General features: G+C 71.2%; 12 protein-coding genes and 1 riboswitch. Of the genes, 7 read left to right on the top strand and 5 right to left on the bottom strand.

What is annotated here, in order from left to right; all coding sequences use genetic code 11:
* Nucleotides 1-431: 431 nt before the first annotated feature.
* From ACF1AL_RS32920 to ACF1AL_RS32910, 3 genes are all read left to right on the top strand, one after another.
* On the top strand, nt 432-1,547 hold the full coding sequence (locus tag ACF1AL_RS32920) for a LacI family DNA-binding transcriptional regulator (RefSeq protein ID WP_391658731.1): 1,116 nt from the start codon (nt 432-434) through the stop codon (nt 1,545-1,547).
* A gap of 457 nt (nt 1,548-2,004) precedes the next feature.
* Nucleotides 2,005-3,123 (top strand): metallophosphoesterase, encoded by a 1,119-nt coding sequence (locus ACF1AL_RS32915; protein WP_366835151.1) that lies wholly within the window; start codon nt 2,005-2,007, stop codon nt 3,121-3,123.
* A gap of 217 nt (nt 3,124-3,340) precedes the next feature.
* The gene (locus ACF1AL_RS32910; RefSeq protein WP_391778166.1) at nt 3,341-4,207 is read left to right on the top strand and encodes a hypothetical protein; all 867 of its coding nucleotides are present in this window, start codon (nt 3,341-3,343) and stop codon (nt 4,205-4,207) included.
* A 96-nt stretch (nt 4,208-4,303) separates the two neighbouring features.
* Here ACF1AL_RS32910 and thiC read toward each other — a convergent pair whose 3' ends face one another.
* Complete coding sequence (thiC, locus tag ACF1AL_RS32905) at nt 4,304-6,088, bottom strand: phosphomethylpyrimidine synthase ThiC (RefSeq protein WP_366835153.1); 1,785 nt, start codon at nt 6,086-6,088, stop codon at nt 4,304-4,306.
* Nucleotides 6,081-6,257: riboswitch (TPP riboswitch) on the bottom strand. (Overlaps the previous gene by 8 nt.)
* Nucleotides 6,258-6,328: 71 nt before the next feature.
* Between thiC and ACF1AL_RS32900 the strand changes: the two genes are divergently transcribed.
* Nucleotides 6,329-8,032, top strand: coding sequence for a YibE/F family protein (locus ACF1AL_RS32900; protein WP_391828427.1), 1,704 nt, complete (start codon nt 6,329-6,331; stop codon nt 8,030-8,032).
* A gap of 204 nt (nt 8,033-8,236) precedes the next feature.
* Here ACF1AL_RS32900 and ACF1AL_RS32895 read toward each other — a convergent pair whose 3' ends face one another.
* The 4 genes from ACF1AL_RS32895 to ACF1AL_RS32880 all read right to left on the bottom strand — a co-directional run bounded on the left by ACF1AL_RS32895 (nt 8,237) and on the right by ACF1AL_RS32880 (nt 10,553).
* Nucleotides 8,237-8,683: an SsgA family sporulation/cell division regulator gene (locus ACF1AL_RS32895; protein ID WP_366835155.1), complete on the bottom strand. Its 447-nt coding sequence runs from the start codon at nt 8,681-8,683 to the stop codon at nt 8,237-8,239.
* Nucleotides 8,684-8,783: 100 nt separating this feature from the next.
* Complete coding sequence (locus tag ACF1AL_RS32890) at nt 8,784-9,521, bottom strand: IclR family transcriptional regulator (protein ID WP_391828527.1); 738 nt, start codon at nt 9,519-9,521, stop codon at nt 8,784-8,786.
* 350 nt (nt 9,522-9,871) lie between these two features.
* Nucleotides 9,872-10,084: a DUF5326 family protein gene (locus ACF1AL_RS32885; protein ID WP_366835156.1), complete on the bottom strand. Its 213-nt coding sequence runs from the start codon at nt 10,082-10,084 to the stop codon at nt 9,872-9,874.
* Nucleotides 10,085-10,235: 151 nt separating this feature from the next.
* On the bottom strand, nt 10,236-10,553 hold the full coding sequence (locus ACF1AL_RS32880) for a cupin domain-containing protein (protein WP_366835158.1): 318 nt from the start codon (nt 10,551-10,553) through the stop codon (nt 10,236-10,238).
* A 58-nt stretch (nt 10,554-10,611) separates the two neighbouring features.
* On the opposite strand from ACF1AL_RS32880, the gene ACF1AL_RS32875 reads away from it, so the two are divergent.
* From ACF1AL_RS32875 to ACF1AL_RS32865, 3 genes are read left to right on the top strand one after another with little or no spacing between them, the layout of a single operon-like run.
* Nucleotides 10,612-10,989, top strand: coding sequence for a phage holin family protein (locus ACF1AL_RS32875; RefSeq protein WP_366835159.1), 378 nt, complete (start codon nt 10,612-10,614; stop codon nt 10,987-10,989).
* A gap of 7 nt (nt 10,990-10,996) precedes the next feature.
* Entirely contained in the window at nt 10,997-11,488 is a 492-nt protein-coding gene (locus ACF1AL_RS32870) for a low molecular weight protein-tyrosine-phosphatase (RefSeq protein ID WP_366835160.1), read from the top strand.
* Nucleotides 11,485-12,624, top strand: coding sequence for a cystathionine gamma-lyase (locus tag ACF1AL_RS32865; RefSeq protein ID WP_391828425.1), 1,140 nt, complete (start codon nt 11,485-11,487; stop codon nt 12,622-12,624). The genes ACF1AL_RS32870 and ACF1AL_RS32865 overlap by 4 nt, the downstream gene beginning before the upstream one ends.
* Nucleotides 12,625-12,628 lie beyond the last annotated feature (4 nt).

Here is a 12,628-nt window from a genome sequence, read left to right as displayed (position 1 = left end):
CCGCCGGCTTCCAATACTGCTCACCTTATGAGGATTGGGCCGCGCTGCGTACCGGTCTGCAGCGACCTCCTGAGCGGCGGCCGCGGCGGCGGCACCTCCCCTGCGCGCCGGCATCCCGGGCATCGTCGGATGAAGGCAGACGAAGCGCACGGCGAAGGCGTACAGCGCGGGGGGCGCGCCGTACATATATCTACGCGCCGGTGGCTCGCGCCGTGGCGCGCATCCCTCGTCAAGGTGAGTTGAGACCTCTTCGAAACATCGGGGGCGCGCCAGGCCTATCCACCCCCACGCATCGCGTCCTGGCAGCAAAACGCGCAACTACCTTGCATTCCCAGGCAGTTGACCCTTCGCGACCATGCAGAAACGTGCCTGTCAACGCGTGCATATGCGCCCGCCCTACCCCACGGCATGAGCCCTACTATCACCTCGCCATGACAGCAGCAGGGAAGCACCAGGTGAGCCGCGCGGAAACCTCACGCCGAGGCAGCCGGCCGGGCCGGGCGGGCATCAGGGACGTTGCCGCCGCCGCCGGAGTCTCCATCACGACCGTCTCCGACGCCCTCAACGGCAAGGGCCGGCTCCCGGACGCGACCCGGCGGCACGTCCGCGAGGTCGCCGACCGGCTGGGCTACCGCCCCTCGGCCGCGGCCCGCACCCTCCGTACCGGCAAGTCGGGTCTCATCGGTCTGACCGTGACCACGTACGGGGATGAACCTTTCACCTTCACCGAGTTCGCGTACTTCGCCGAGATGGCGCGCGCCGCCACCTCGGCCGCGCTCGCCCGCGGCTACGCCCTGGTCATCCTGCCCGCGACCTCCCGCCACGACGTGTGGTCCAACGTCGCCCTGGACGGCACGGTCGTCATCGACCCCTCCGACCAGGACCCGGTCGTCACCGAGCTGGTCCGGCAGGGTTTACCGGTGGTCTCCGACGGCCGCCCGGCCGGTTCCCTGCCGGTGACCGCCTGGGTCGACAACGACCACGAGGCCGCCGTCCTCAACATCCTCGACCACCTCGCCGACGCCGGCGCCCGCCGTATCGGACTGCTCACCGGCACCTCGACCGACACGTACACCCACCTGTCGACCACCGCCTATCTGCGCTGGTGCGAGCGGGTCGGACAGGACCCGGTCTACGAGGCCTACCCCGCCCACGACCCGTGCGCCGGCGCCGTCGCCGCCGACCGTCTGCTCGCCCGGCCGGACCGCCCCGACGCCGTCTACGGCCTGTTCGATCCCAACGGCACCGATCTACTCGCCGCCGCCCGCCGCTACGGGCTGCGCGTACCGGAGGACCTGCTTCTGGTCTGCTGCAGCGAGTCCACCGTGTACGCCAGCACCGAGCCGCCCATCACGACGCTGTCGCTCAAGCCCCGCCGCATCGGCACGGCCGTCGTCCAGCTGCTCATCGACGCCATCGAGGGCGTGGAGTCCGACCAGCCCGTCGAACAGGTGATACCGACCGAGCTGATCATCCGTACCTCTTCCCAGCGACGTCCGCAGCGCAGGACGGTCTCCCCGCCGCGGGCGCCGGAGCGGGACGGATAGGACCGGCGGCGACGCCGCCTGCCCGCGGTGGGAGGTGCGACGGCTCCCGTTGTCACGTCCGGACGAGGCGGCTCGCACTCCGGGGCTTGAGGCGGCACGCACCCCGGGGCCGAGGCGGCTCGCGCCATGGCCGCCGACAGGGATGAGAGGGCTCCCCGGGCGCAGGGGCCAGGAACCGGGGGCGGCGGTTCACCTTCGGCGGTGACGAGGCCCCCGGCGACGACGGACCGTCCGAGGGCGAGGCGATGCCCCGACCGGCGCCGCCGGGACCGCGACCGCGGGGCGACCAGGTGGGGAAAGCCCTTCCCAAACGGGGCGAAAGCCGCGGTGAACAGGAGTCTTGCTCCGATTCACCACCCCTGGGTCATCACACGGCACGATCCGCATTCCTATGATGGGCCCACGACACCGCGGGCCGCTGCGACCAGGCAGTCCGAAGCGGTGCAGATGCGGCGCGATGGTGGAGGGGTCGATGACTCAGGGGGCCGGTCAGGGACCCGAGGTGGAGCGGACGGCGACGCTGCGCGACTTCCGGGTGCCCGCGTACGTCCATGAGACCGGTCCGTTCGCCCACAGCGCCCAGCCCGGCGAACCCGTCGTGCCCGTCGCGCCCGCCGGCGAGGACCCGCTGGAGGTGCCCGAGGGCTACACGCCCACCGAGCGCGACCTGCCCGTCATCAACCGCGGCGACACCGTGCAGGTGGCCGTCGACCCGGCGGCCGCCCCCGCACCCGCCCCGGCGCAGCCCGCGCCCGGCCCCGGCCCCCTCTTCGTGGTGGGCGACGTGCACGGCTACCTCGACGAGCTGATCGCCGCGCTGCAGGACAAGGGGCTGATCGACGCGGCGGGCCACTGGTGCGCCGGCACCGCGCGACTGTGGTTCCTCGGCGACTTCACCGACCGCGGACCCGACGGCATCGGCGTCATCGACCTGGTGATGCGGCTGTCCGCGGAGGCCGCGGCGGCCGGCGGTTACTGCAAGGCGCTCATGGGCAACCACGAGCTGCTGCTGCTCGGCGCGAAGCGGTTCGGCGACACCCCCGTCAACTCCGGTGCGGGCACCGCCACCTTCCAGGCGGCCTGGCTGCTCAACGGCGGCCAGAAGACCGACATGGACCGCCTCCAGGACCACCACCTGCAGTGGATGGCCCGCCTGGACGCCGTCGAGGAGGTCGACGGCTATCTGCTCGTGCACTCCGACACCACCGCCTACCTCGACTACGGCGACTCGATCGAGGCCGTCAACGACACCGTCCGCGAGACGCTGACCCGCAACGACGCGGACGAGTGCTGGGATCTGTTCCGCAAGTTCACCAAGCGCTTCTCCTTCCGCGACGAAGGCGGCGCCGACGCCGTCCGCTCCCTGCTCGATACGTACGGCGGCACCCGCATCGTTCACGGTCACAGCCCGATTCCCTACCTGCTCGGCGAGGTCGGCTCCGAGGACGGCGAGGACGGCACCGGTCCCGTCGTCGAGGGCCCGCACGTCTACGCCGACGGGCTCGCCATCGCGATGGACGGCGGCGTGACGATGGCCGGAAAGCTGCTGGTCCAGCAACTGCCGCTGGGTGGCTGAGGGTTCGAGCGCACCGGTCCGCCGCGCGTTCGGCCCCGCCGGGCACCGCGCGGCCCGGCAGCCCTCAACGCGCCGGGGCCACCGGCAATTTGTGCAAACCCCCTGTCACCGCGAGCGGTCGCCGCTCTACCATCGGCTTATCCGTAGCAGGCTCCCCTCCGTTTCTGCCCGACGGCTCGTCGTCATGCGAGCCCCAAGCCCTACGGAGCATCGGGGGATGCACATGAACAGCGTTCCGCAGCACCTGCTGAGCGAGGACCGCCAGGCGTACGAGCGGATCCTCGATGAGGCGCTGCGCTCCGCACCACACCGCCCGGAGCTGTCCGCCGCCGGTCAGCGGCTCAGCATCGAACAGCTGCGCAGTATGGCGCTGGGCGCCACCGCACTCATCACCGCCTCGGCCGCCACCGAGTACCAGCACTACGTCAAGGTCCGCGAGGAACTGCGCCATCCGGCCCCGGCCGCCTCGGCCACCGGCCGCACCTCGGGTCCCGGGGAACCCGACAGCTCCTCTATCGGGCTCGCGGCCACCATGGGGGAGATGGCCGAGAGCACCGGCGCGGGCGCCGTCGCCGTCGTCGCCGTCCTCGCCCCCGTCCTCGCGGGCACCGCCGCCGCGATCTTCCTGCTCGTCGGGTACGTCCTGAAGATGCTCGACCCGCAGCCCGCCTTTGCCGGGACGATGGTGACCGCCGGCTGGGTCTTCGCCGCCCTCACGGCGGCCGCGATCCTTGTCGCCACCGTCGGCCTGCTGCTCACCGCCTTGCGCAACCGTGCCCCGGCCGAGCCCGGCGGCTACGGCGAACTGCCCGAGGAACTGGCCCAGGCCCGGGACGCCTGGCACGAGGCCCTGCTGGAACGCGGCATCATCCCCTTTCTGCGCGACGCCCTCTCCGAGCCCGGTACGACGACGCCGTACCCGGTGTCCCCGTCGGTGCCGACCAGCCGTATCCCGCGCCTGGGGTACGACCGGCCGGGGTTCACCAGTCCCGACGACGGCCCCACCGCCGGCCCGCGCCCGAGCTTCTCCAGTCCGGACTACACCAGCCCGGACTTCGGAGGCCCGGAACACCAGCCGGAATGAACCCGGGCGGGCCGTGCTTCCCGCGCGGTGCGCCCGCACGGGAAGCACCTGCGCCCGTGGGGAGCACCGCCCGCCCGCTGGTGGTGTGCGCGTGCGTCAGTCGGCGATCGGCAGGTAGACGCGGTTGCCCGCCGCCGCGAACTCCTTCGACTTCTGCGCCATGCCCTCCTCGATCTCGGCCTGGCTGCCGCCGTGCTCACGGCGGATGTCCTGCGAGATCTTCATCGAGCAGAACTTCGGTCCGCACATCGAGCAGAAGTGGGCCGTCTTGGCCGGTTCCGCCGGCAGGGTCTCGTCGTGGAACTCCCGTGCCGTGTCCGGGTCCAGCGCGAGGTTGAACTGGTCCTCCCACCGGAACTCGAACCGGGCGTCGGACAGGGCGTCGTCCCACTCCTGCGCGCCCGGGTGCCCCTTGGCGAGGTCGGCCGCGTGCGCGGCGATCTTGTAGGTGATCACACCGGTCTTGACGTCGTCCCGGTTGGGCAGGCCCAGGTGCTCCTTGGGCGTGACGTAGCAGAGCATCGCCGTGCCCCACCAGGCGATCATCGCGGCGCCGATGCCGGAGGTGATGTGGTCGTACGCCGGAGCGATGTCCGTGGTCAGCGGGCCGAGCGTATAGAACGGAGCTTCATCGCAGATCTCCTGCTGAAGGTCGATGTTCTCCTTGATCTTGTGCATCGGGACGTGGCCCGGGCCCTCGATCATGGTCTGTACGTGGAAACGCTTGGCGATCGTGTTGAGTTCCCCGAGGGTCCTCAACTCCGCGAACTGCGCCTCGTCGTTGGCGTCCGCGATGGAGCCGGGCCTGAGGCCGTCGCCGAGGGAGTACGTCACGTCGTACGCGGCGAGGATCTCGCAGAGCTCCTCGAAGTTCTCGTAGAGGAACGACTCCTTGTGGTGGGCGAGGCACCACGCGGCCATGATGGAGCCTCCGCGCGAGACGATGCCCGTCTTGCGGTTGGCGGTGAGCGGCACATACGCCAGGCGTACGCCCGCGTGGACCGTCATGTAGTCCACGCCCTGCTCGGCCTGCTCGATGACCGTGTCCTTGTAGATCTCCCAGGTCAGTTCCTCGGCCTTGCCGTCGACCTTCTCCAGCGCCTGGTACAGCGGCACCGTGCCGATGGGCACCGGGGAGTTGCGCAGCACCCACTCGCGGGTGGTGTGGATGTTGCGTCCGGTGGACAGGTCCATGACCGTGTCGGCGCCCCAGCGGGTCGCCCAGGTCATCTTCTCGACCTCCTCCTCGATGGAGGAGGTCACCGCGGAGTTGCCGATGTTGGCGTTGACCTTCACCAGGAACCGCTTGCCGATGATCATCGGCTCGATCTCCGGGTGGTTGACGTTGGCCGGCAGCACCGCCCGGCCCGCCGCGATCTCCTCGCGGACCACCTCGGGCGAGACGTTCTCCCGGATGGCCACGTACTCCATCTCCGGGGTGATCTCGCCCCGGCGGGCGTACGCGAGCTGCGTGACCGCCTGGCCGTCACGGCCGCGACGGGGCTGGCGCGGCCGCCCGGGGAAGACCGCGTCGAGGTTGCGCAGACCGCCCCGCGGCGAGGTGTGCTTGATCCCGTCGTCCTCGGGACGGACGGGACGGCCCGCGTACTCCTCGGTGTCGCCGCGGGCGATGATCCAGTTCTCCCGCAGCGGCGCCAGGCCCCTGCGGACGTCGGTGTCGACGAGCGGATCGGTGTACGGGCCGGACGTGTCGTACAGCGTGACCGACTTCCCGTTGGTGAGGTGCACCTGACGGACCGGCACCCGCAGGTCGGGGCGTGAACCCTCGACGTATGCCTTGTGCCAGCCGATGGACTTCCCGGCCTCCTGAGCGGTCTCGCTCTGAACGGAGGCAGGCGTGCGTGCGTCCTTGTTGGTCATCAGACCTACTCCCTACGCCGGCATTACCCGGTAACAGGTTCGGCGGTCGACGCAGCGGTCACCGTCGGCCGACGTTTCGGCGTGGGACGTCATGTTCCACGTGAAACATCGCGCAGACGGAGGTCAGCGCCCTCTCAGCCCGGTGCTCCGAGCTCCCGCGTGTGCAAAGGTGTCTCCACGCTAGCGTCCCTTCGGGCGCGGTGAACAGAGGGCCCCTGTCGTTCTTGCGATGATCGGGCGGTGACCACGACACCCCCGCCCCCGTATCCGCCGTCCGAACCGCCGCGCGGCCAGGGCTCCAGAGGCCCCGGCCACCAGGCCGAAGAGGGGTACTTCCCGGCCGCCGACTACGGCCGGGAGCACGGGCACGGGGACGAGCACGGGCACGGGTACGGACAAGGGTCCGGCCACGGTGACGGGCACGGACCGGGCCACGGCACTTCCAGCCACGGACACGAGCCTGGCCATTCCGGCCACGGACACGGGCCCGGGCATTCCGGCCACGGACACGGGCCCGGGCATTCCGGCCACGGACACGGGCCCGGGCATTCCGGCCACGGACACGGGCCCGGGCACTCGCACAGTCACAGTCACGGGCCCGCCGCTCCCGTCTCCCGGCATCTGCGCAAGGTCATCGCGGCGATCCTGATCCCCTTCGCCGCGGCGGTCGTCGTCGGTCTCTGCGTGCTGTGGCCCGGCGGCGCCCCGGGCCACGCGCGCACCGGCGTCGGTTTCGACCGCCAGACCCAGCAGGCCACGGTCACCCGGCTGGTGGAGGTGAGCTGCGCGTCTGTCAACGCCTCCGGCACCGCCCCGACCGGGGACGCCTCCACCGCGGAGGGCTCCTCCGGCCGGCAACAGGCCGCCGGCACCTGCAAGAAGGCGACCGTCCGGGTCGACACCGGCAAGGACAAGGGCCGTACGTTCACCGAGATCGTGCAGCCGGACCAGACGCGGCAGCTGCACCAGGGCGAGCAGGTGGTGGTCGCCTACGAGCCGTCGGCCCCGAAGGACCTGCAGTACTCGGTCACGGACGTCAACCGGCGCTTCCCGATGGCCCTGCTGGCCGGCATCTTCGCGCTCGCCGTCGTGGTCGTGGGGCGGTTGCGCGGGGTGATGGCGCTCGTCGCGCTGGCCATCAGCTTCCTGGTGCTGAACCTCTTCATCCTGCCCGCGATCCTGCAGGGCTCGAACCCGCTGGTCGTCGCCGTCGTCGGGTCCAGCGCCATCATGCTCATCGCCCTGTACCTGTGCCACGGGCTGTCGGCCCGTACCTCGGTGGCGGTCCTCGGCACCCTGATCTCGCTGCTGCTGATCGGCGTCCTCGGCTCGCTGTTCATCGGCTGGGCCGCGCTGACCGGCAACACGGACGACAGCACCGGTCTCATCCACGGCCTGTACCCGTCGATCGACATGAGCGGTCTGCTGCTGGCCGGCGTCATCATCGGCTCCCTCGGTGTGCTCGACGACGTGACGGTCACCCAGACCTCCGCCGTCTGGGAGCTGCACGAGGCCAACCCGTCGATGGGCTGGCGCGGGCTGTACCGCGCGGGCATCCGCATCGGACGCGACCACATCGCGTCCGTCGTCAACACCCTGGTCCTGGCCTACGCGGGTGCCGCGCTGCCGCTGCTGCTGCTGTTCTCCATCGCGCAGAGCAGCGTGGGCACGGTCGCCAACAGTGAGCTGGTCGCGGAGGAGATCGTGCGCACGCTGGTGGGCTCCATCGGCCTGGTCGCCTCGGTGCCGGTCACCACGGCGCTGGCCGCACTGGTGGTCTCCGCCGACCGTCCGGGGACGGCGCCGGGCAGCCGGGGCGCCGGCAGCCGCGCGGGCCACGGCGGCAGCAGCGCCACGGGCCCGGCCACCGGTTCCGGCACGGCCACCGGTTCGATTCCGGCGCCCGCGAGCCGGGGCGGCCGGGGCCGACGCCGCAAGCGCTGAGCCACCGGACGGCACCGTGCCGTACCGCAAGCTCCTGGCCGCCGTGCCCTACCGCAAACTCCTGGCCGCCGTGCCCTACCGCAAACTCCTGGCCGCGCGGCAGGCGTCCTGCCCGTACCGCCGACTCCCGCGCCGTACCGCGGCGCAGAAGCGTTTCTGCAGTCCCCACCCCGCGGCGAACCGTTACGCCACCTCGGTGACGCGTCAGCCCGCGCTCTGCTCCTCCGCGAGGATGCGGTCCAGGGCCTCGTCCAGATGCGCGTCGAAGTCGGCGAGCGCGCCCTCCTGACCGAGCGGCACCAGCTTGTCGGTGCGGTCCAGGAACGCCACGAGCGGCGCGGCCGACGCGCGGAACAGGGCCTGGTCGCCGCCGACCTGGAGCCGGATCAGGACCTCGCCGAGCGTGTCGGCTTCGACCGGCGCGATGCGGACGTCCCCCTCCCCGCACGGCCGCCCGACCCCGTCCAGCAGCAGCTCCCGGCCGAACGCCCAGGTCACCGGGGCGTCTCCGGGCAGATGGAAGGTCAGCCGCACGGCATAGGGATCGCCGGTTTCGTAGCGCAGTTCCACCGGGATGCGGAACGAGAGCTCCTCGGACACGAGAAAGCTCATCATGACCTCTGCCTGCACTGCCTGCACGGACTCGCGCATTCGCCTACCCCGTCACTTGCCGTCGACTGGCCGGGAATGAACCCCTTGACACTGGTGGCATGTTGCTCGACGTGTACGCGAGATCACAAGGAGTGAGTTTTCAGATACTGATAGAGAGCGCCAGCGAGCCGAGCAGCCGTCCGATCTCGTCCTGCAGCCGGCGCGCCGCGGGCAGCAGCCGTTCGGCCTGGTGGACGGGAAGGGAGATGGCCATCGTCGCGGCCGTGGTGCCCACCGTGATGGGTACCGCCGCGCACACCGTGCCCAGGGCGTACTCCTGCCGCTCGATCACCGGCTCCATGCGCGGCAGGCGTTCCAGGCGGCGCAGGAGGGTGCGGTTGTCACACACGGTGTACGGGGTGATGGCCTGCGCCGGGTGGCGCGAGAGGTGGTCACGGCGGGCGTTGTCGTCCAGCTGGGAGAGCAGGCACTGCCCGATGGCGTGCGCGTGCGCGGTCTCGCGGAAGTCGGCCCACTCCTCGACCGCCGGGTTGCCGGGCGTGTCCGAGACGCACATGACCTCGATCTCGCCGTCGCGGTACATGGCGTAGTAGACGGGGACACCGATGGAATCGCGCCACTGCGCGAGGGTGTCCACCATCGTGCTGCGACGTTTCTGCTCCGCCCCGCTGCTGCCGAGCCGCTCGGCCGACTCGCCGAGGAAGAACAGGCCCTTCTCCCGGTGCAGATAGCCCTCGTGCACCAGGGTGCGCAGCAGGTGGTAGGCGGTGGGCAGGGCCAGCCCGGTCTCGCGGGCCAGTTGTTTGGCGGGGGCGCCGCAGGGGTGCTCGGTGACGGCTTCCAGCAGGCGCATCGCGCGCTGTACCGAGCTGATCAGAGTGGTCGCCGCCTGCTGTCCGGGGCCCTGTGTGGGGGCCGGCCGTTGCAGTGGGGGTGTGGTGGAGCGGTTCCGTGTGGGGGGTGCGTGCGGTTCCGCGGGGGCGGTGTCAACCGTGGCCAAGGGTCACTCCCGGAGCGCGAGGGGAGCCCGTGCGGGGAACACGGGTGCGGGGGTGTCCGTCATGCGCGGGGGGTCGGCCCCGCACCGGATTCCGGACTCTAACCGTCCGCCGCCCTCGGCAAAATGGCCGACCGGAAACTTCCCTCCCCCGAGGGAACACCCGATTCCCCTCGGTGCTCACCCTTCGCGGGCGGCCCGCGCCGGCCGGTGCCCTCGGCCGGCGCCGCTCACCAGTCGCTGCGTGAGGACGATCCCGCGGTGAACTTCCGCACGACGTAGATCAGTCCGCCGACCAGCGCCACGAAGACCAGCAGCTTGAAGAGCAGACCGATCACGAACCCGACGACGGACGCGATCACACCGCCGAACACGACGAGGGCGATGACCGGCACCGCGACCCACTTCACCCACCACGGCAGTCCCGCGAAAATCTCTCGCATCGCCTTCGCCCTTTCCGTTCCGGCCCGTTGACGGGTGCCGGGTTCTCCTGGATGTCCTGCACCCGATGCTAGGGCCGTGGGGGGTGCCGGCGGGGGCCTCGCATCCCTTGTCCTCCCCTGACCGATCCCCTAGGGAACCCGGGGGCGGGCCTCAGCCTTCCGGCGGGGAGAACACCACCAGAACCCGCAGGTCCTCGCTGATGTGGTGGAACTTGTGGGCGACCCCGGCGGGCACGTACACCACGCTGCCGCGCGCCACCTCCGTGGTCTCCAGGCCGACGGTGAGGGAGGCGCGCCCGCTGACGACGAAGTACACCTCGTCCTGGTTGTGCGGCTTCTGCGGGTCGTGCTCGCCCGAGTTGAGGGCGTACAGCCCGACGGACATGTTCCGCTCGCGCAGGAACTGCAGATAGGCCCCTTCGTTGGCGGCGCGTTCCGCCTCCAGTTCGTCCAGCCGGAAAGCCTTCATCGCCCGGGTCCGCCCTCGCCTCTGCTCATGGCCGTGTCTGTCTGCCACGATCAGACACATGAAGAATTTCGTAGTCAAGACGATCGCCAACGCGGGAGCCCTGCTGGTCGCCGTATGGCTGCTTGACAAGATCACTCTGACCGGGGCGAGCACCGGCAAGAAGGCCGTCACGCTGATCGTCGTCGCCCTGATCTTCGGCCTGGTCAACTTCCTGGTCAAGCCGGTGGTGAAGGTCCTCACCTTCCCCCTGTACATCCTCACGCTCGGCCTGTTCACCCTGATCGTCAACGCGCTGATGCTGCTGCTGACCTCGTGGGTGAGCGGCAAGATAGACCTGAGCTTCCACGTCGAGGGGTTCTGGACGGCCGTCCTCGGCGGCCTGATCATCTCGATCGTGTCCTGGGCGCTGCACGTCGTCCTGCCCGACGAGGACTGAGGCCCGCATGACCTACCGCGTCTGCTTCGTCTGCACCGGCAACATCTGCCGCTCCCCGATGGCCGAATCCGTCTTCCGCGCCCGCGTCGAGGACGCGGACCTCGACGGTCTCGTCGAGGTCGAGAGCGCCGGGACGGGCGGCTGGCACGAGGGCGACGCCGCCGACCCGCGGACCGTCGCCGTCCTGCGGGAGGCCGGCTACGGCACCGCGCACACGGCACGGCAGTTCCAGCCGTCCTGGTTCGCGCGCCTCGACCTGGTGATCGCCCTGGACACCGGGCACCTGAAGGCGCTGCGCCGCCTCGCCCCCACCCGGCGGGACGAGGACAAGGTACGGCTCCTGCGCTCCTACGACCCCGCCGCGGGCGACGACCTCGACGTACCGGACCCTTACTACGGGGGCATGGACGGCTTCGAGGAATGCCTTGAGATGGTGGAGACGGCGAGCGAGGGTCTGCTCGCCGCGGTACGCGAGCAGCTGGGAGGACGGGCGGCATGAACGACGCGGGCGAGGGTCCGGGCGAGGGCACACGCGCGGTACGGGCGGGACTGCCCGAGCCGGTGAAGCACGAACCGACGCTGCCGGGGCCGGTCTTCGCGGCGCACTTCCATCTGCCCGGCGACCCCACCGGCCCCTACACCTACGGCCGCGACGAGAACCCCACCTGGACCCTGCTGGAGCGGGCCGTGGGCGAGCTGGAGGCGCCGGGCGCGGACGGCGTGGAGACGCTGGTGTTCGCCTCCGGGATGGCGGCGATCTCCGCGGTGCTGTTCTCCCAGCTGCGCGCCGGGGACGCGGTCGTGCTGCCGGACGACGGCTACCAGGCGCTGCCGCTGGTCCGCGCCCAGCTGGAGGCGTTCGGCGTCGAGGTGCGCACCGCCCCCACGGGCGGCGACGCCCAGCTGGAGGTGCTCGACGGCGCTCGGCTGCTGTGGATCGAGTCGCCGTCCAACCCGGGGCTCGACGTGTGCGACATCCGGAGGCTGGTCGAGGCGGCCCACGCGCGCGGCGCCCTCGTCGCCGTCGACAACACCCTGGCCACCCCGCTCGGGCAGCGGCCCCTGGAGCTGGGCGCCGACTTCGCGGTGGCCAGCGGGACCAAGCAGCTCACCGGGCACGGCGACATCCTGCTCGGCTACGTCGTCGGGCGCGCCGGCGAGCCCATGACCGCCGTGCGCCGCTGGCGCAAGATCGTGGGCGCCATCCCGGGTCCGATGGAGGCCTGGCTCGCGCACCGCTCCCTGGCCACGCTCCAGATGCGCGTCGACCGGCAGAGCGCCACGGCGCTGAAGGTGGCCGAGGCGCTGCGCGCGCATCCCGACGTGACGGGGCTGCGCTACCCGGGGCTGCCCGACGACCCCTCGCACAAGGTCGCCTCCCAGCAGATGCGGCGCTTCGGCTGCGTCGTCTCCTTCACGCTGCCCACGCGGGCGCGTGCCGACCGGTTCCTGGAGGCGCTGCGGCTGGTGGACGACGCCACGAGCTTCGGCGGTGTGCGGTCCACGGCCGAGCGGCGCGGCCGGTGGGGCGGTGACGCGGTGCCGGAGGGCTTCATCCGGATGTCGGTCGGTGCCGAGGACCCCGAGGACCTGGTGGCGGACGTGCTGCGGGCGCTGGAGGAGTCGGCGGACTGAGCCG

The sequence above is a fragment of the Streptomyces sp. NPDC014801 genome, from assembly GCF_043082085.1.
GTDB lineage: Bacteria > Actinomycetota > Actinomycetes > Streptomycetales > Streptomycetaceae > Streptomyces.
This window is presented reverse-complemented; position numbering and strand designations above follow the sequence as displayed.

What these genes read in the sequence shown, in the direction of transcription:
- ACF1AL_RS32920 (WP_391658731.1), top strand. Translation starts at nt 432, where the DNA reads ATGACAGCAGCAGGGAAGCACCAGGTGAGCCGCGCGGAAACCTCACGC.
- ACF1AL_RS32915 (WP_366835151.1), top strand. Translation starts at nt 2,005, where the DNA reads ATGGTGGAGGGGTCGATGACTCAGGGGGCCGGTCAGGGACCCGAGGTG.
- ACF1AL_RS32910 (WP_391778166.1), top strand. Translation starts at nt 3,341, where the DNA reads ATGCACATGAACAGCGTTCCGCAGCACCTGCTGAGCGAGGACCGCCAG.
- thiC (WP_366835153.1), bottom strand. Translation starts at nt 6,088, where the DNA reads ATGACCAACAAGGACGCACGCACGCCTGCCTCCGTTCAGAGCGAGACC.
- ACF1AL_RS32895 (WP_366835155.1), bottom strand. Translation starts at nt 8,683, where the DNA reads ATGCGCGAGTCCGTGCAGGCAGTGCAGGCAGAGGTCATGATGAGCTTT.
- ACF1AL_RS32885 (WP_366835156.1), bottom strand. Translation starts at nt 10,084, where the DNA reads ATGCGAGAGATTTTCGCGGGACTGCCGTGGTGGGTGAAGTGGGTCGCG.
- ACF1AL_RS32880 (WP_366835158.1), bottom strand. Translation starts at nt 10,553, where the DNA reads ATGAAGGCTTTCCGGCTGGACGAACTGGAGGCGGAACGCGCCGCCAAC.
- ACF1AL_RS32875 (WP_366835159.1), top strand. Translation starts at nt 10,612, where the DNA reads ATGAAGAATTTCGTAGTCAAGACGATCGCCAACGCGGGAGCCCTGCTG.
- ACF1AL_RS32870 (WP_366835160.1), top strand. Translation starts at nt 10,997, where the DNA reads ATGACCTACCGCGTCTGCTTCGTCTGCACCGGCAACATCTGCCGCTCC.
- ACF1AL_RS32865 (WP_391828425.1), top strand. Translation starts at nt 11,485, where the DNA reads ATGAACGACGCGGGCGAGGGTCCGGGCGAGGGCACACGCGCGGTACGG.